The sequence below is a fragment of the Variovorax sp. DAIF25 genome (assembly GCF_050711835.1).
Taxonomy (GTDB): domain Bacteria; phylum Pseudomonadota; class Gammaproteobacteria; order Burkholderiales; family Burkholderiaceae_C; genus Variovorax.
Window position 1 is genome coordinate 2,569,248 of sequence record NZ_CP136636.1, and the last position, 16,231, is coordinate 2,585,478.

General features: G+C 71.5%; 11 protein-coding genes and 1 pseudogene. 5 read left to right on the forward strand and 7 right to left on the reverse strand.

Features of this window, described 5'->3' with window-relative positions:
• The first annotated feature begins 29 nt into the window (after nt 1-29).
• Both gudD and R0232_RS11725 read left to right on the forward strand, forming a co-directional pair.
• Complete coding sequence (gudD, locus tag R0232_RS11720) at nt 30-1,376, forward strand: glucarate dehydratase (protein WP_431512207.1); 1,347 nt, start codon at nt 30-32, stop codon at nt 1,374-1,376.
• Nucleotides 1,377-1,431: 55 nt separating this feature from the next.
• On the forward strand, nt 1,432-2,868 hold the full coding sequence (locus tag R0232_RS11725) for an aldehyde dehydrogenase family protein (protein ID WP_431512208.1): 1,437 nt from the start codon (nt 1,432-1,434) through the stop codon (nt 2,866-2,868).
• A gap of 145 nt (nt 2,869-3,013) precedes the next feature.
• On the opposite strand, the gene R0232_RS11730 is transcribed toward R0232_RS11725, so the two are convergent.
• Nucleotides 3,014-4,213, reverse strand: a complete 1,200-nt coding sequence (locus R0232_RS11730; protein WP_431512209.1) for a CynX/NimT family MFS transporter — start codon at nt 4,211-4,213, stop codon at nt 3,014-3,016.
• Between the two features lie 104 nt (nt 4,214-4,317).
• Between R0232_RS11730 and R0232_RS11735 the strand changes: the two are divergent.
• Nucleotides 4,318-5,211 (forward strand): annotated as a pseudogene (locus R0232_RS11735) (LysR family transcriptional regulator); the annotation flags it as partial.
• Here R0232_RS11735 and R0232_RS11740 read toward each other — a convergent pair.
• Nucleotides 5,207-6,778, reverse strand: a complete 1,572-nt coding sequence (locus R0232_RS11740; protein WP_431512210.1) for a glycine betaine ABC transporter substrate-binding protein — start codon at nt 6,776-6,778, stop codon at nt 5,207-5,209. The pseudogene R0232_RS11735 and the gene R0232_RS11740 sit on opposite strands and share 5 nt — an antisense overlap.
• Nucleotides 6,779-6,887: 109 nt before the next feature.
• On the opposite strand from R0232_RS11740, the gene R0232_RS11745 reads away from it, so the two are divergent.
• Nucleotides 6,888-8,033, forward strand: coding sequence for an ROK family protein (locus R0232_RS11745; RefSeq protein ID WP_431512211.1), 1,146 nt, complete (start codon nt 6,888-6,890; stop codon nt 8,031-8,033).
• Here R0232_RS11745 and R0232_RS11750 read toward each other — a convergent pair whose 3' ends face one another.
• The 3 genes from R0232_RS11750 to R0232_RS11760 form a co-directional block, all read right to left on the reverse strand.
• Nucleotides 8,034-9,425 (reverse strand): MFS transporter, encoded by a 1,392-nt coding sequence (locus R0232_RS11750; protein WP_398496618.1) that lies wholly within the window; start codon nt 9,423-9,425, stop codon nt 8,034-8,036.
• 128 nt (nt 9,426-9,553) lie between these two features.
• A complete protein-coding gene (locus tag R0232_RS11755; RefSeq protein ID WP_431512212.1) occupies nt 9,554-10,507 on the reverse strand; it encodes a tripartite tricarboxylate transporter substrate binding protein in 954 nt (317 codons plus the stop codon).
• Between the two features lie 56 nt (nt 10,508-10,563).
• On the reverse strand, nt 10,564-11,691 hold the full coding sequence (locus R0232_RS11760; protein WP_431512213.1) for a TauD/TfdA family dioxygenase: 1,128 nt from the start codon (nt 11,689-11,691) through the stop codon (nt 10,564-10,566).
• 94 nt (nt 11,692-11,785) lie between these two features.
• Here R0232_RS11760 and R0232_RS11765 point away from each other — a divergent pair, with 94 nt between their 5' ends.
• Complete coding sequence (locus R0232_RS11765) at nt 11,786-12,685, forward strand: LysR family transcriptional regulator (protein ID WP_057595686.1); 900 nt, start codon at nt 11,786-11,788, stop codon at nt 12,683-12,685.
• Between the two features lie 34 nt (nt 12,686-12,719).
• On the opposite strand, the gene R0232_RS11770 is transcribed toward R0232_RS11765, so the two are convergent.
• Together R0232_RS11770 and R0232_RS11775 are read right to left on the reverse strand one after the other, a co-directional pair.
• The gene (locus R0232_RS11770; protein ID WP_431512214.1) at nt 12,720-14,471 is read right to left on the reverse strand and encodes an Ig-like domain-containing protein; all 1,752 of its coding nucleotides are present in this window, start codon (nt 14,469-14,471) and stop codon (nt 12,720-12,722) included.
• A gap of 226 nt (nt 14,472-14,697) precedes the next feature.
• A complete protein-coding gene (locus R0232_RS11775; protein WP_431512215.1) occupies nt 14,698-16,221 on the reverse strand; it encodes an efflux transporter outer membrane subunit in 1,524 nt (507 codons plus the stop codon).
• Nucleotides 16,222-16,231: the final 10 nt, after the last annotated feature.

A 16,231-nucleotide genomic window follows, 5' to 3' on the forward strand; every position in this document is an offset into this window, starting at 1 on the left:
CCGCAGCCTTCAGAACCGACGCCAAAGCCATGACGCTCCCGGACTCCCGTTCCTCCACCCCCGTCGTCACCGAGATGCAGGTGATCCCGGTCGCGGGCCGCGACAGCATGCTGATGAACCTCAGCGGCGCGCACGGTCCCTTCTTCACGCGCAACCTGCTGATCCTCACCGATAGCGCCGGGCGCACCGGCGTGGGCGAGGTGCCCGGCGGCGAGAAGATCCGCCAGACGCTCGAGGACGCGCGCGCGCTGGTCGTGGGCCAGCCCATCGGCAACCACAACGCCGTGCTCAACGCCATGCGCCGCGAGTTCGCCGCGCGCGACAGCGGCGGGCGCGGCCTGCAGACCTTCGACCTGCGCGTGACCATCCATGCGGTCACGGCCGTCGAGGCCGCGCTGCTCGACCTGCTGGGCCAGTTCCTCGAGGTGCCGGTGGCGGCGCTGCTCGGCGAGGGCCAGCAGCGCGATGCGGTGCAGATGCTCGGCTACCTGTTCTACGTGGGCGACCGCGCGAAAACCGACCTGCCCTACGACAGCGACCCGGGCGCCGATAACGACTGGTTCCGCCTGCGCCACGAAGAGGCCATGACCCCCGAGGCCATCGTGCGCCTGGCCGAGGCCGCGCATGCGCGCTACGGCTTCACCGACTTCAAGCTCAAGGGTGGCGTGCTGCGCGGCGAGGAGGAGGTGGAGGCGATCCGCGCGCTGCACGAGCGCTTTCCGCAGGCGCGCGTCACGCTCGACCCCAACGGCGGCTGGCTGCTGGCCGACGCGGTGCGGCTGTGCCGCGACCTGCATGGCGTGATGGCCTATGCCGAGGACCCGTGCGGTGCCGAGGGCGTGTTCTCGGGCCGCGAGGTGATGGCCGAGTTTCGCCGCGCCACCGGCCTGCCCACGGCCACCAACATGGTCGCCACCGACTGGCGCGAGATGGTCCACAGCCTGTCGCTGCAGTCGGTCGATATCCCGCTGGCCGACCCGCACTTCTGGACCCTGGCCGGTTCGGTGCGCGTGGCCCAGCTGTGCCAGGCCTGGGGCCTGACCTGGGGCTCGCATTCGAACAACCACTTCGACGTCTCGCTGGCCATGTTCACGCACGTGGCGGCCGCCGCGCCGGGCAAGGTCACGGCCATCGACACGCACTGGATCTGGCAGGACGGCCAGCGCCTGACGAAGGCGCCGCTGCGCATCGAGGGCGGCTTCGTGAAGGTGCCCACGCGCGGCGGCCTCGGCGTCGAGCTCGACATGGACGAAGTCAAAAAAGCTCATGCGCTCTACTTGAAGCATGGCCTGGGCGCGCGCGATGATGCGCAGGCGATGCAGTACCTGATCCCCAACTGGCGCTTCGACAACAAGCGGCCCTGCATGGTCCGCTGAGACCGCCGGCCTGACCCCTCATTCCGTTCTTTCCGCAGCAACAAGGATGCATTCCATGCAGAACCACGACAACCTGATCGGCGGCGAATGGCGCGCCGGCGCGAGCTACAGCCCCAACGTCAACCCCAGCAACCTCGGCGACGTGCTGGGCCACTACACGCAAGGCGACGCGAGCCATGTCGAAGCGGCCGTGGCCGCCGCCACCGCCGCCTTCCCGGCCTGGGCCACGGGCAGCGTGCAGGCACGCTCCGACGCGCTCGACAAGATCGGCAACGAGATCCTCGCGCGCAAGGAGGAACTCGGCACGCTGCTCGCGCGCGAGGAAGGCAAGACCAAGGCCGAAGGCATCGGCGAGGCCACGCGCGCGGGCCAGATCTTCAAGTTCTTCGCGGGCGAGTGCCTGCGCCTGTCGGGCGAGCTGCTGCCCTCGGTGCGGCCCAACATCGGCGTGGAGATCACGCGCGAGCCCGTGGGCGTGGTCGGCCTGATCACGCCGTGGAACTTCCCGATCGCCATTCCCGCCTGGAAGATCGCGCCCGCGCTGGCGTTCGGCAATTGCGTGGTGCTCAAGCCCGCCGACCTGGTGCCGGGCTGCGCCTGGGCGCTGGCCGAGATCATCAGCCGCTCGGGCATTCCGGCCGGCGTGTTCAACCTCGTGATGGGACGCGGCAGCGTGATCGGCGATGCGCTGGTCAACCACCCGGGCATCCATGCGATCAGCTTCACCGGCTCGGTGGGCGTGGGCCGCAACATCGCGGTGCAGTGCGTGAAGAACGGCAAGAAGGTGCAGCTCGAGATGGGCGGCAAGAACCCGCAGGTGGTGCTCGACGATGCCGACCTCGCGCAGGCGGTGGAGCTGAGCACGCAGAGCGCCTTCTACTCGACCGGCCAGCGCTGCACGGCCTCGAGCCGGCTGATCGTCACCGAGGGCATCTATCCGAAGTTCATCGCGGCGATGAAGGAACGCATGGCCAAGATCAAGGTCGGCGACGCGCTCGCGCAGGGCACCGACGTGGGCCCGGTGTCCTCGAAGTCGCAGCTCGAGCAGGACCTGGAGTACGTCGACATCGGCAAGGCCGAGGGCGCGGTGCTGGCGGCAGGCGGCGAGCGCCTGAAGCTGGCGACCGACGGCTACTACATGTCGCCCGCGCTGTTCAGCGAATCGGCCGCGGCGATGCGCATCAACAAGGAAGAGATCTTCGGCCCGGTGGCGAGCGTGATCCGCGTGAAGAACTACGAGGAGGCGCTGGCCACGGCCAACGACACCGAGTTCGGCCTGTCGGCCGGCATCGCGACCACGTCGCTCAAGTACGCCACGCACTTCAAGCGCCACAGCCAGGCCGGCATGGTGATGGTGAACCTGCCGACCGCGGGCGTGGACTACCACGTGCCCTTCGGCGGTCGCAAGGGTTCGAGCTACGGTCCGCGCGAGCAGGGGCGCTATGCGCAGGAGTTCTTCACCACGGTGAAGACGGCCTACACGCTGGCCTGAGGCCGTCGAAGGCGGGGTCGGGCAGCCGAACGCAGAGGTCGCGAAGGTTACGCAGAAGTCGCAGAAGGAAAACCAAAAAGGGTTTTCTCTGCGACTTCTGCGTTTCTTTTGACTTCCTTCTGCGTTCGGCTGTCCGATCCCGTTTTCAGCGCAACCCCCGCAACCCCATCGCCACCCACAGCCCCGCCACGCTCGCGAGCGCCACGATCGCGGCGGCGGCCGGCCAGCCCAGCGCCTCGACCGCGCCGCCGACCAGCACCGGGCCGATCATCTGGCCGACGTTGTTGCCGGTCATCAGCAGGCCGACCGTGAGCGGCGCGAGCCGCGATTCCGGCGCGGCCCGTTCGGCCGAAGCCAGCAGGGTCGCGGGCAGCAGCCCGCCGGCGCCCGAGAACAGCAGGCACAGCACGAAGGTCGGCAGCGCCGCCAGGAGCGGCAGGAAGATGCCGAGCGCGGCGATGCCCATGGTGGCGGTCGCGATCGCCACCAGCAGCCAGCGCGGCGTGCCGCGCGCCAGCAGCAGGCCGGCCGCGAGGTTGCCGCCCACGTTCGCGAGGCAGGCCAGCGCGCTCAGCAGCCCGGCCGTGGCCACGCTCGCGCCCATGCGCTCGATCAGCAGCACCGGCAGGAAGTTGAACAGCGCGAAGAACTGCAGGCTGTAGATCGCGAAGGACAGCGCGAGCCGCAGCGGCGCGGGCGCCGCAAGCGTGCGGGTGGTGTCGCCCGCGATGTCGCGCCACGACAGCCGGCGCGCGTCGCGCTCCCCGCGCGGCACGGCCGCCAGCACCAGCGCCAGCAGCACCAGCGCGAGCAGGCCGTTCGCGAGCCAGAAGCCGCGCCAGCCCTCGAGCACCGAGCCGACGAAGAACGCGATCGCGATGCCGACCGGCATGAAGCAGCTCCAGATCGAGAAGGCCAGGTCCTTGGCCGCGGGCGCGACGATGCGCTGCAGCAGCGCGGGCCCGGCGATCACGATCAGCAGGAAGCCCAGGCCCTCGACCACGCGCGCGAACAGCAGCGCGGCCAGGCTGCCGGCGAGTGCGCCGATGGTGCTGCCGACGGCCAGCGCCAGCAGGCCGGCCGCGAGCAGCCGGCGGTCGCCCGCGCGCGCGATCCAGGCGCCGACCGGAATGGCGCCGAGCACGCCGAGCAGCGAGAACACCGCCATCAGCCAGCCGACCGCCGACAGGCCGAGCCCGAAGTCCTCGCGCAATTGCGGCACCGCGATCGCGACCTTGCCGACCTGCAGCGCGGCGATCACGCCCGCGGCGACGACCAGGGCGACGCCGGTCCAGGCGGTGGTGGTGGCGGCGGAGGAGGGCAGCGGCGCGGGCGTGGAGTGCATGGGCGCCAGTCTGGCCTTCGAATCCGATCGATGAAAGCAAATAATATCGGTCGACTTCATCGATCGAACCGATCGGGTTGCGTTGCTCGAACGAGGAGAAGCCCATGCTGGATGCGCTCACGCTGTCCCAGATGCAGATGTTCGCGGTGGTGGCCGAGGCGGGCAGCTTTCGCGCGGGCGCGGACCGGCTGCACCGCGTGCAGTCGGCCGTGAGCCAGGCCGTCGCCAACCTCGAGCAGCAGCTGCAGGTGCTGCTGTTCGACCGCTCGGGCCACAAGCCGGTGCTCACGCCCGCGGGCCGGGCGCTGCTGGGCGACGTGCGTCAGATCCTCGCGAAGGTCGATGCCTTGCGCGCCCGCGCGCAGGGGATCGAGCAGGGCATCGAGCTCGGCCTCTCGATCGCGGTCGACACGCTGTTCCCGATCGACCTCGTGGCGGTCGCCATCCGCGGCGTGCACGCGGTGCATCCGGGCATCGCGATGCGCATCGAGTGCGGCTCGATGGGCGCGCCGGTCGAGGCGCTGCACAGTGGCCGCTGCGAGCTCGCGATCTCGGCCTTCTCGCAGCTCGACGAGCGCATCGCGCGCGAATTCCTGATGCCGCTGTCGATGGTGGCGGTGGCGGCCGCCGCGCATCCGCTGGCGATGCTCGCGAGGAAGAAGGCCCGCGGCTCGCTCGACGACGCGGCCGCGCGGCATCTGCAGATCGTGGTGGAGGATGCGAGCGCGCTCAGCGCGGGCCAGGACTTCGACGTGCTCTCGCCCACCACCTGGCGCGCGGGCGACATGCAGATCAAGCTCGCGTTGCTGCGCGCCGGGCTCGGCTGGGGAAAGATGCCGTCATGGCTGGTGGCGGCCGACATCGCCGCGGGCACGCTGGTGCAATTGCCGGTGGGCCGGCTCGGCGTGGACGGCGAGACCGGCCACCGCGCCTACTTCTGCCACCGCGCCGACAAGCCGCTGGGTGTGGGCGCGCGGCTGCTGCGCGAGAGCCTCAAGGCACTGTCGATGCCGGCGGCGCGCGCCGGCGCCGGCGCAGCCAGAACTCCACCAGCTCGAACACGCCCTCGCTCAACAGTGCCAGCGCCGCCGCCGGCAGCGCGCCCGCCACGAGCAGCTCGCGGTCGTTGAGCGCGAGCCCGGTCACGATGCGTTCGCCGAAACCGCCCGCGCCGATGAAGGCCGCGATGGTCGCGGTGCCGATGGCGATCGCCGTGGCGGTGCGCACGCCCGCGAGCAGCGTGGGCAGCGCCAGCGGCAGCAGCACCAGCCGCAGGCTCTGCTTCGAGGTCATGCCGAGCGCGGTGCCGGCCAGCCGCAGGCCGTTGGGCACCTCGGCCAGGCCGGTCACGGTGTTGCGCATGATCGGCAGCAGCGAATAGAGCGTGAGCGCGATCAGCGCGGGCAGGGTGCCGATGGCGCCGAGCATCGAGATCAGCACCGCGAGCAGCGCCAGCGAGGGCACGGTCTGCATCAGGCTCGCGACGCCCAGCACCAGGGCGCGCAGCCGCAGGTGCGGAAACACCAGGATCGCGATCGGCACGCCGATGAGGATGGCCACGCCCACCGACAGCGCCACCAGCAGCAGGTGCTGGCGCGCGAGCTGCCAGAGGTCGGGGCCGAAGAGCTTGGCCGTGAAGCCGCGCCGCGTGTCCTGCGGCGCCGCGCCGTCCTTGCCGGCGCTCGCGAGGAAGTCGCGCGCGATGGTGTCGAAGGGCACGCTCTGCAGCTCGGCGCGCGCGTTCATCGCGATCATCGCGTGCTCGTCGACGCGGCCCTCGAGCTTCTGCAGCGCGGCCCAGGCCTTCGGCAGGCGCTGCGGCAGGTCGAGCTTGTAGAGCACCACCGCGTCGTAGCGCGGGAAGTACTGGCGGTCGTCCTCGAGCACGCGCAGGCCCAGGTGGTCGATCTTGGCGTCGGTGGTGTAGATGTCGATCACGTCGACCTGCTTCGCGCCGATCGCGTCGTAGGCCAGGCCATGGTCGAGGCCGGTGGGCGTCTGCGTGAAGCCGTAGCGCGCGGCCAGGCCCTTCCAGCCGTCGGCGCGGCCGATGAATTCGTTCGACAGGCCGAGCTTCAGCTCGGGATGCTTCGCGAGGTCGCCGAGGCTGCGCAGCCCGAGCCGGTCGGCATCGGCCGCGCGCACCGCGAGCGCATAGCCGTCGTTGAAGCCCAGCGGTATCGCCACGCCCAGGCCCAGCGGCGCGAGCGACGCATTCATCTGCTCGCGCGTGGCCGCGGGCGAGCCCTTGAGGATCTCGAGCGCGATGGTGCCGGTGTATTCGGCATAGAGGTCGATCGCGCCCGAGCGCAGCGCCTCGTAGACGATGGCCGTGTTGCCCAGGCCCTGGCGCACCACCGGCTTGTTCGCCAGGTGCGGCGCGGCGGTCTGCGCGAGCAGCTCGGCCAGGATGTACGACTCGGTGAAGCGCTTGGAGCCGACGCGCAGCGTGCCGTCGTCGGTGGCCGCGCGGGCCGGTGCCGCCAACCACAGGCAGGCGATGGCCGCCAGCAGCACGAGCACGAGGGGCAGCGCGACGCGCCGGAGGGAGTGGGGCGGGTGCATCGCGGCCAGTGTATAGACAAGCCCGCGCGCGGCGTACCCGTCGGCGTCCTACAGCCTGCCGTGCGCGGCGCCGATGCGGCGCGGCCCTTGGCGCGGCCACACTGGGTCCATGAAGAAGTCCACGACCGCGACGACCGCGAAGAAGAAGCCGAAGTCCGAACCGGCTACGCCGAAGAGCAAGCGCAAGGCCGGCGATCCGTCCGCGTCGCGCATCGATCTCCCCGGCCCCGACGTCCACGGCCTGCGCGAGCTGCCCAAGCTGCAGGTCGACGGCTACAGCCTGCAGTTGCGCGACAACGAGGGCTTCGTTGGCGACCAGGCGAGCCAGACCGCGTTTCGCGCATTGCTCGAGCGCTGGCGTCGCAAGCACCGCAGCGACGGCACCGATCCGCTGGGCCTGCGGCATTCGCGCGACATGAGCAAGAAGGAGCTCGATCGGCTGCTGCGCGGGCAGAAGGTCAGCGACGCGGCCAACGTGATGCACAGCGCGATCGGCGAGTTCGCGCAGGAACTCGCGGCCGTGATCCAGCGCTTCCTGCATCAGCCTTCATGGGAGAAGGTCGAGCGCATCGTGGTGGGCGGCGGCTTTCCCGAGAGCGAGGCCGGCGAGCGCGCGATCCTCGAGGCCGGCGCGATCCTCGAGGAGATGGGCGTGCACGTGCAGCTCGGCCGGCTCTCGCACGAGGTCGACGACGGCGGGCTGATCGGCTGGGTGCACCTGACGCCGCCCGAGATGCTCAAGAAGCACGACGCGATCCTCGCGATCGACATCGGCGGCACCAACGTGCGCTGCGGCATCGTGAAGACGCGGCACCGCAAGGCGCGCGACTTCTCGCTCGCGAAGGTGGTGCGCCGCGAGAAGTGGCGCCATGCCGACGAGAAGCCCAGCCGCACCAACTTCGTCGAGCACGTGGCCGGCATGCTCGAGGACATGGTGCGCTATGCCGAACGCAAGAAGATCCGGCTCGCGCCCTTCATCGGCATCGCCTGCCCGGGCCTGATCCGCAAGGACGGCTCGATCGCGCGCGGCGCGCAGAACCTGCCGGGCGACTGGGAGAGCGAGAACTTCCACCTGCCGAGCGCGCTGTGGCGCCGCATGCCGATGATCGGCTCGGGCCCGACGCTGGTGCTGATGCACAACGACGCGGTGGTGCAGGGCTTGAGCGAGTTGCCGTTCATGCGCGATGTCGGCCACTGGGCGGTGCTGACGATCGGCACCGGGCTGGGCAACGCCAGCTTCACCAACCGGAAGTAGTTAGACCGCCAGCGCCCGCCGCCGGAGCCGCATGAAGCTGAACACGGCGGCGCTCGCCGCGCACGCGGTGCCCAGCCACAGCGCGTACACCGCGCCATTCGTGCTCGACACATGGAAGCAGGCCGCCACCAGCGCCGCGCCCGAGGACTGGCCCAGCAACCGCACCGTGCCGACCATGCCGCTGGCACCGCCGCTGCGCGAGGCCGGTGCCGATCCCATGATGGCGCGCAGGTTCGGCGACTGGAAGAAGCCGAAGCCCGCGCCGCACAGCGCCATGCGCCAGACGATGCCGGCCACCGTGGGGTGCGGCGGCAGCAGCGCCAGCGACAGCAGGCCCAGCGCGAGCAGCGCCAGCCCTACGCCGCAGAGCATGCCCGACTCGTAGCGGTCCGACAGGCGCCCGGCCACGGGGGCCATCGCGGCCACCACCAGCGGCCACGGCGTGATGAGGAAGCCGGTCTCGACCTGCGAGTAGCCCAGCAGCGCCTGGAACAGGAAGGGCAGCGAGATGAAGGCCAGGGCCTGCGCCGCGAACGAGCACACGGCCGTGGCCGCCGACAGCGCGAACACGGGATTGCGCAGCAGGTCCACGGCCAGGATCGGCGCCGGGTGCCCGGACTGGCGCTTGAGCAGCCAGGCCAGCAGCCCGAAGCCCAGCACCGCCTGCACGACCACCGACTCGACGGTGGCCTGGTGCGCGGCCTCGGTGAGCGTGGAGGCCAGCAGCGCGAGCGCGGCGGCGCACAGCAGCGCGGCCAGGCCGTCGAAGCCGTGGCCGTGGCGCTCGGTGGCCGGCAGGAAGCGCAGGCCGTAGAACACCGCCACCGCGCAGATCGGCACGTTGATCAGGAACAGCCAGTGCCACGAGCCCAGCAGCAGCACCAGCGATGCCGCCGTGGGCCCGCCCGCGAAGGCCAGCCCCACGACGAGCGCGTTCACGCCCAGCCCGCGCCCCAGCATGCCCGAGGGATAGATGACGCGCACCAGCGCGCCGTTCACGCCCATCACACCGGCGGCGCCCAGGCCTTGCACCACGCGCCAGCCGACCAGCGCGGGCAGCGAATCGGCCAGGCCGCAGCCCAGCGAGGACACGGTGAACAGCACCAGGCCCCAGAGGAACACGCGTCGGTGGCCGAGCACGTCGCCGAGCGCCGCGGCCGGCAGCAGCGCGGCCACCATCGCGAGCTGGTAGCCGCTGACGACCCAGGTCGAGGCCGCCTCGCTCACGCGCAGTTCGTTGGCGATGGTGGGCAGGGCGGTGTTGGCGATCGCGGTGTCGAGGCTGGCCACGCACACGCCCAGCATGACGGCGAGCAGCGAACCGAAGCGTTCGTGGGCCGGCAGGCCCGGGCCGACCGCATGGATCTCTTGACGGGAAAACAGGGAGGCCATCGCTCGCGGAAAGAAGAGTGCTGCGGCGTCCGGCGACGCCGTGGGAGGATGCGAAGGCTAGTCTTAAGGGGAAACCCTTGCAGGCGCTCGGAGAAGCGCGTCGCGGGCCCGCGGCGCCCGCCCGCCGCTCATTCGGGCTTGGCGCCCGTGGCCGCCACCACCTTGCCCCAGCGCGTGATCTCGCTGCGCACGAAGGCGCCGAACTCGTCGGGGCCGGTGCCCATCGGCACCAGGCCTTCGTCCCTGAAGCGCGCGCGCATGAGCTCGGAGCCCAGCGCGGCGCGCGCGGCGTCGGCGATGCGCGCCACCAGCGGCGCGGGCATCTGCGCCGGCCCGAACAGGCCATACCACGAGCTGTACGCATAGCCGGGCAGCACTTCCGCCACGGCCGGCACGTCGGGAAAGGCAGCCAGGCGCTTCTCGCTCGTCACGCCCAGGGCCTTGAGGCGCCTGGCCTTCACGAGCTGCTGCACCGTGGCGACACCCGCGAAGGCCAGGTCGATCTGCCCCGCCACCACGTCGGCGATGGCCGGGCCGGTGCCCTTGTAGGGCACGCCCACGATGTCGATGCCCGCGTCGCGCTTGAGCATCTCGCCCGCGAGGTGGTTGGCGCTGCCCATGCCCGCGATCGCCACGTTGAGCTTGCCGGGCTCGCGCCTGGCCAGCGCGATCAGCTCGCGCACGTCGTTGGCCGGGAGCGTGGGCCGTGCGATCAGGATGGCCGGCAGGCTGGCGATGCCCGCGAGCGGCGTGAAGTCCTTCTGCGGATCGAAGGGGAGGCTCGGGTACAGCGAGGCATTGATGGCGTGGCTGGTGTAGCTCAGCAGCAGCGTGCTGCCGTCCGTGGGCGCCTTGGCCACGGCCAGCGCCGCGATGTTGCCGGCCGCGCCCGGGCGGTTCTCGACGATGAACTGGTGGCCCAGGCGCGTGGTGAGCTCCTGCGCCAGCGCGCGCGCCACGATGTCGGTGCCGCCGCCGGGCGTCGCGCCCACGAGCAGGCGCGTGACCTGCTGCGCGCGAACGCCGAAGCTCGCGAGGGCCAAGGCGCTGGCGCCCGCGGCGATGAATCTGCGTCGAAGCATGCTTGTCTCTCTTTCGTTGTCATCGGGGGCCGGGCCGGCCGGTGCCGGCGCGCGGTTCAGGCCAGGGCGTCCGCCGCCAGCCGTTTCGGCCGCCAGGGCTCGAGCCGCATGTTCAGGGCCCGGGCCTGCCGTTGCTCGTAGGCCAGGAACTCGGAGGTGATCGCGTTGCCGCGAACGCCGCCGCGCACCGCGCCGGCACGCACGTCGCCGTAGTACTCCTCGAAGGCAGCGGGCAGCGGTTGCGACGAGGGGATCGCGAGCCACAGGCGCAGCAGGTGGCGCTTGTCGTCGGGCGCCTCGAAGTCCTCGAAGGGCGTGCGCGAATGCAGGGTCACGTAGTTGTTGAGCAGCTGGAGGTCGCCGCGCTCCAGGGTCATCGAATAGCAAAGCAGCGGGCTCGGCATCAGCTCGTCGAGCAGGTCGAGGGCCTCGACTTGCTGCGGCGTGAGGCGCGGCACTTCGGGGAAGTCGCGTTGTGCCGCATCGGTGTTCTTGCGGTTGGTACGCGCGGCGAAATGCACCGGGTCGCTGCCGAAGATCGGGCAGCGGTAGAACGGCGGCTGCGACGGATCCTGCGTGCCCTGGTAGCTGTGGAAGAAGGGCTGCTGCAGCACCGGGATCAGGTCGGGGCGCAGGCGCTGAACCTCGTCGCGCAGCCGGATCGAGCTGATGACCTTGCTGGTGCCGCCGCTCTTGGCCGTGCGCCGGCACAGCAGGCCCACCACGTCGCACGAGTCCTGGTGGAAGTCGAGGCCGGCGCTGGTGTTGTAGCCGCGGCCGCCCTTGACCTTGTAGTCGCCGCCTTCGTCGCGCACGTCGTTCATGACCTGGCTGGCGCGGTTCTGCGTGCGGCCGACGCCCATGTGCAGGCTCATGCCCCAGTAGGCGGTGCGCGTCTCGTCCTCGCTCCATTCGTCGACCGGGAAGCCCTTGAGCAGGCACATGCCCCAGCGGCCCTGCGTGGTCGCGACGGCGCGGGCCAGCGCTTCGCGCGAGGCCGCGGGCAGCGGGAAGTCGGCCTGCGTCATCGAGAGCAGCGGCTTGCCGAGGGCGGCCGCATGCCGCAGCGCCGAGCGGAAGCCGTCGACCTCCGTCTCGCTGAGGCGCTGGATCCAGGAGCTGTCCTGGCGTACCTCTTCGGCGGTCCAGGCGAGAGGGGCGGCGGCGGGTTGCGTGTCTTTCATTCGATCGGGTCCTCGGGTGTCGTGCCAAAAAGTCTAGGACCGCGCGATGCAAAGAAAAAGCGACACTATTTCAAGTCTTAGATAAGGAAATTTGATGAAGATCGATGCCTTCTCCACGCTCGACGCCGTGCTGCGCGGCGGCACCCTGGCGGCCGCCGCGCACGAGATGAACCTCACGCCCAGCGCCATCAGCATGCAGATGAAGCAGCTCGAGGCCTACCTGGGCCAGCCGCTGTTCGACCGCTCGGGCCTGCAGGTCAAGCCGATGAAGCTGGCGCACGAGGTCTCCTCGGTCATGCGCGATGCGCTGCAGCAGCTCGAGTCGCTGCGCAAGCGCGCGACCGTGAGCATCGAGGGCAGCGTGCGGCTCGGCGTGATCGAGTCGATGCAGCCCATCGTGCTGCCGGCCACCATGCGGCTGCTGCGCGAGCGCTATCCGCGGCTGGAGCTGCGCCCGGCGCGCGGCCGCAGCGCGTCGTTGATCGCGGCGGTGAAGGCCGGTGACCTCGATGCGGCGCTGGTGGCGCAGCCCGAGAGCGGCGGTTCGGCGCGGCTGCGCTGGCAGCCGATGCTGCGGCGCGAGCTGGTGCTGGTGGCGCCGCCCACGGCCACCGAAAGCTCCGTGGCCGCGCTGTTCAAGCAGTACGACTGGATCCGCTACGACCGCTCCACCGTCACCGGCACGCTGGCCGCACGCTTCGTGAGTACGCAGGTGCGAGAGAAGCGCGGCACGCTGGAGTTCGACAGCACGCCCGCCATCGTGGCCATGGTCAGCGGCGGCCTCGGGATCTCGGTGGTGCAGATCGCGGACCCGGGGCTGGTGGCCACCTACCCGGTGCGCATCGTGCGGCTCGGCCGCGGCGCGCCGATGCTGCAGCTGTCGCTGGTCACGCGCAAGACCGACGATGACAGCCGCACGCTGGCGGCCATGCGCGAGGCCATGCACACGGCGCTGATGACGGCGCAGCGGCAGCGCAGCGACCGGGGCATGTAGGGTTGCGCTACAGGTCCTCGGGCCGCAGGCCGCCCTACAAGTCCTCGGGCCGCAAGCCGCCCTCGACGCGCACCCCGCCCGACACGGCCGCGATGTTGCCGGCCGCGTCCGAGGCGCGCACCTCGATCACCGCATGGCCCGCACGCGAAGGTGTCCAGGTGCAGGCGTAGGGCGCGGCGCGCAGCGTGCAGACGGTGCGGCCGTCGGCGATGAACTTGAGCTCGGCCACCGCCACGTTGTCGGCCGCGCTCGCGGCCAGGCGCAGCGGCAGGCCGGCCGCTGCGGTCGGCGGCGCGACGAAGGCCACGGCGGGCGGCAGCGTGTCGGCCGGCGGGTTGACCATCACGTTGGCCGAGGCCACCGCCGTGTTGCCGGCCGCGTCCATCGCGATCACGCGGATGGTCTGCATGCCCGGCGCGGTCGGCGTCCAGCTGCAGGTGTAGGGCGGCGCGGTGAAGCTGCAGATCGGCAGGCTCTGCGCGCCCATCACCTTGAGGCCCCACACGCCCACGTTGTCGACCGCCACCGGCGCCAGCGTCACCGGCTGGCCCACGGTGGCCATGGCCGGCGCGGCCAGCGAGACCACCGGCCTGTGCTCGTCGGGCAGGCCCAGCGGCAGGTCGATGGAGAACATGGCCTGGCCGCGCACCGCCTTCTGCTCGAAGGCATCGAAGATGGTGAACCAGCTCGCGCCCGGCGCGCGGCCCGGTGCCTGCGCCTTGACCAGCAGGTTGGTCTTGCCGACCGCGAAGCAGGTGAAGCCGCAGCGCCAGTCGAAGACGAAGCGCCCGCCCGCGTCCGACACGCCCTGCGCGATCGGCTCCAGCGGCTTGCCCGCGCCCGGATCGCGCCACACCCAGACCTGTGCGCCGGGCAATGCCGCTCCGCCCTCGCGCTCGCTCACGCGCACCTGGGTGGCGGTGGTGCCGGCCATGAATTTCGAACTGCCGAGCTTGGGCCAGTTGCTCCAGTCGGTGTCGAGGTTGGCCTTGGTGCCCTCGGTGAAGCGGATCATCTCGAGCGTGGCCACGCGGTTGGCCGTGGGGTCGAAGCGCTCCTCGAACACCGTGCCCAGCAGCGGGTCGAGCCGCCAGTGCTGGCGCGGCCACCAGTAGCGGTCGGCGGGCTTCGTGAGGTCGAGGTCGGCCTTGGGCGCGACGTCGGTGGTGTCGGCCACCGCGATCGCGTTGTAGTACTCGCCCGAGCCGGCGCCGAACACGTGCTCGAGCTCGTGCAGCAGGGTCTTGAGCTGGCGCCCGAGGTAGTCCTTCTCGGTCGACTCGACGGCGCCGGGCGCGATGGCACGCGACAGGCGCAGCGGGTCGTGGATCGCGGTCCAGTTGAGGTTCCAGGTCGCGCCGCGCGCCGGAAAGGTCCAGCTCATCGTCAGGCCGCCATGGCTGTAGCCGCGCGTCGACTTGTTGATGCAGACCGCGATCTCGCCGTTGACCAGGCCGTTGAGGCTGCACTGCGGCGCCTGGGCCGGCGCGATCCATTGCAGGTCGGCGGCGGGATCGAAGCCGAAGCCGCGCACCGATTCGCGCGTGAAGACGGTGTTCACGTCGGCCACGTACTGCGCCAGCCGCCGGCCGGCCTCGGCGCCGCCGATCTCGGCCGCGAGCTGCGGATCGACGAAGAACTTCAGCCGGTGGACGCTGGCGGTGCCGCGGCCGATCTCGTCGAGCACGACCGCGCCCGAGGGCGATGCGACCAGCAGGGCCACCGCCCCCAGCAGGGCGGCGCACAGCCGGCGTGCACCGGCTTGCAGCGAGGAGAAGGCTCGCATCGGTCTTCCCCGCGGCGGGGGCGCAAAGCGCGAACGGTCGGCGCCGGGAGCCGGCCGTTCGCCGTGCGCGACCCCCGTCGGGCGGCCCTGCGATGCAGGGGGTGCCGGGAGTGCCGATCGGGCCGCGCCTCAGGGGCGCGCGGACAAAACCCATCCGTCAACTACCGAAACCGGTAGTAATTCTAGATGGATTGTGTGTTTGTGTTTCAAACGTTGTTGCAATGTATCAAATTGGCGGCCCCGATGCCGCCGCGGCGACCGCTTCCTCGGGCGGCGCGCTGCCCAGCGCCTTGCAGACCGCGACCCAGTCCACGGCCAGCCGGCTGCGGCTCTGGGCCCGGTCGCGCTGGGCCTGCAGCAGGGTGCGGCGGGCATCGAGCGCCACGCCGAAATCGGTGAGACCGCCCGCGTAGCGCGCCTGCGCGAGCGCCAGCGCATCGGCGCTCTCGCGCTCGCGCTCGGCCAGCTCGGCCTGGCGGCGGCGTTCGGCCGCATAGGCGCTGAGCGCGCCATCGATCTCGTGCCAGGCCTTGAGCACCGTCTGCTGGAAGGCCACCGCCGCTTCCTGCTGCTGCAGCTCGCGCAGGGTCACGGTGCTGCGGCGCCTTCCCATGTCGAAGATCGGCAGGCTCAGCGAGGGGCCGACCTGCCACTGCCGGCTGCCCCAGTCGCCGAAGCGCTCGTGGCCCACCGATTCGTTGCCGAAGCTCGCGCCCAGCGTCACGCGCGGATAGAGCTCGGCCACCGCCACGCTCACGCGCGCGGTGGCCGCATGCAGCTGGGCCTCGGCCGCGGCGATGTCGGGTCGACGGCGCGCGAGTTCGGCCGGCAGGCCCAGCGCGAGTTCGGGCAGGGCGCGGTCTTGCGCGGTGGCATCGGCCGGCGCCGCGAGCTCGGTATTGAGCGCGCCCGGCGCGGCGCCGAGCAGCAGCGTGATCTGGTTCATCGCCTGCGCTTCCTGCTGCAGCAATGCCGGGATGCGGCCGCGCAGCTCGGCCAGCAGGCCGCGCTGGCGCACCGGGTCGAGCTCGGTCACGAGGCCGCCGCGCGCGCGGGCCTGCACCAGCTCGAGCGACTCGCCGGCGGCCGCGAGGTCGGCGCGCGCCAGCTGCAGTTCGCGCTGGCTGCCGCGCAGCTCGACGTAGTTGCGCGCGACCTCGGCCTGCACGCTGAGCTGCGCCTGCCGCAGCAGCGCGGCCGAGGCGGCGCTGTCGGCATCGGCGGCCTCGACCGCGCGCCGCACGCGGCCCCAGAGGTCGATCTCCCACGAGGCGTCGAAGCCGGCCTGGTAGAGGTCGAAGGGTTGCGACAGCGAGCGGATCAGCTGCTCGCGGTTGCTGGCCGAAGAACCGATCGCGTCGATCATGCGCGTGGCCGCGCCGCTCTCGCTCTGCCGCTGGCGGTTGACGCCCGCGCGCGCATCGAGCTGCGGCCCTTGCTGCGCCGCGGTGGCGCTGCGCTGGGCGCGGCTCTGCGCGAAGCGCAAGGCGGCCGTCTGCAGGTCGTGGTTGGCCGCGAGCGCGCGCGCCTGCAGGCGCTCGAGCAGCGGATCGCCGAAGGCCTGCCAGTCGCTGGGGGCGGCCGAGGTGCCGGCGCGCCGCTCGGCGCCCAGCAGCGCATCGGCGCCGCCGTGCCAGGCCGACCAGTCGGCGGGGGCCTGCGGCTCGGCGGGCCGATGGTCGGGGCCGACCGCGCAGCCCGACAGCGCGAGGGCGAGCACCAGCGGCGCGAGGGCATGAGGGATGGACATGTCTTCTTCT

Bases quoted from the DNA above. Each gene is read 5' to 3' on its own strand.
- R0232_RS11750 (WP_398496618.1), bottom strand. From the start codon at position 9,425: ATGGCCTCCCTGTTTTCCCGTCAAGAGATCCATGCGGTCGGCCCGGGC.
- R0232_RS11770 (WP_431512214.1), bottom strand. From the start codon at position 14,471: ATGCGAGCCTTCTCCTCGCTGCAAGCCGGTGCACGCCGGCTGTGCGCC.
- R0232_RS11775 (WP_431512215.1), bottom strand. From the start codon at position 16,221: ATGTCCATCCCTCATGCCCTCGCGCCGCTGGTGCTCGCCCTCGCGCTG.
- R0232_RS11755 (WP_431512212.1), bottom strand. From the start codon at position 10,507: ATGCTTCGACGCAGATTCATCGCCGCGGGCGCCAGCGCCTTGGCCCTC.
- R0232_RS11745 (WP_431512211.1), top strand. From the start codon at position 6,888: ATGAAGAAGTCCACGACCGCGACGACCGCGAAGAAGAAGCCGAAGTCC.
- R0232_RS11760 (WP_431512213.1), bottom strand. From the start codon at position 11,691: ATGAAAGACACGCAACCCGCCGCCGCCCCTCTCGCCTGGACCGCCGAA.
- R0232_RS11740 (WP_431512210.1), bottom strand. From the start codon at position 6,778: ATGCACCCGCCCCACTCCCTCCGGCGCGTCGCGCTGCCCCTCGTGCTC.
- gudD (WP_431512207.1), top strand. From the start codon at position 30: ATGACGCTCCCGGACTCCCGTTCCTCCACCCCCGTCGTCACCGAGATG.
- R0232_RS11730 (WP_431512209.1), bottom strand. From the start codon at position 4,213: ATGCACTCCACGCCCGCGCCGCTGCCCTCCTCCGCCGCCACCACCACC.
- R0232_RS11725 (WP_431512208.1), top strand. From the start codon at position 1,432: ATGCAGAACCACGACAACCTGATCGGCGGCGAATGGCGCGCCGGCGCG.
- R0232_RS11765 (WP_057595686.1), top strand. From the start codon at position 11,786: ATGAAGATCGATGCCTTCTCCACGCTCGACGCCGTGCTGCGCGGCGGC.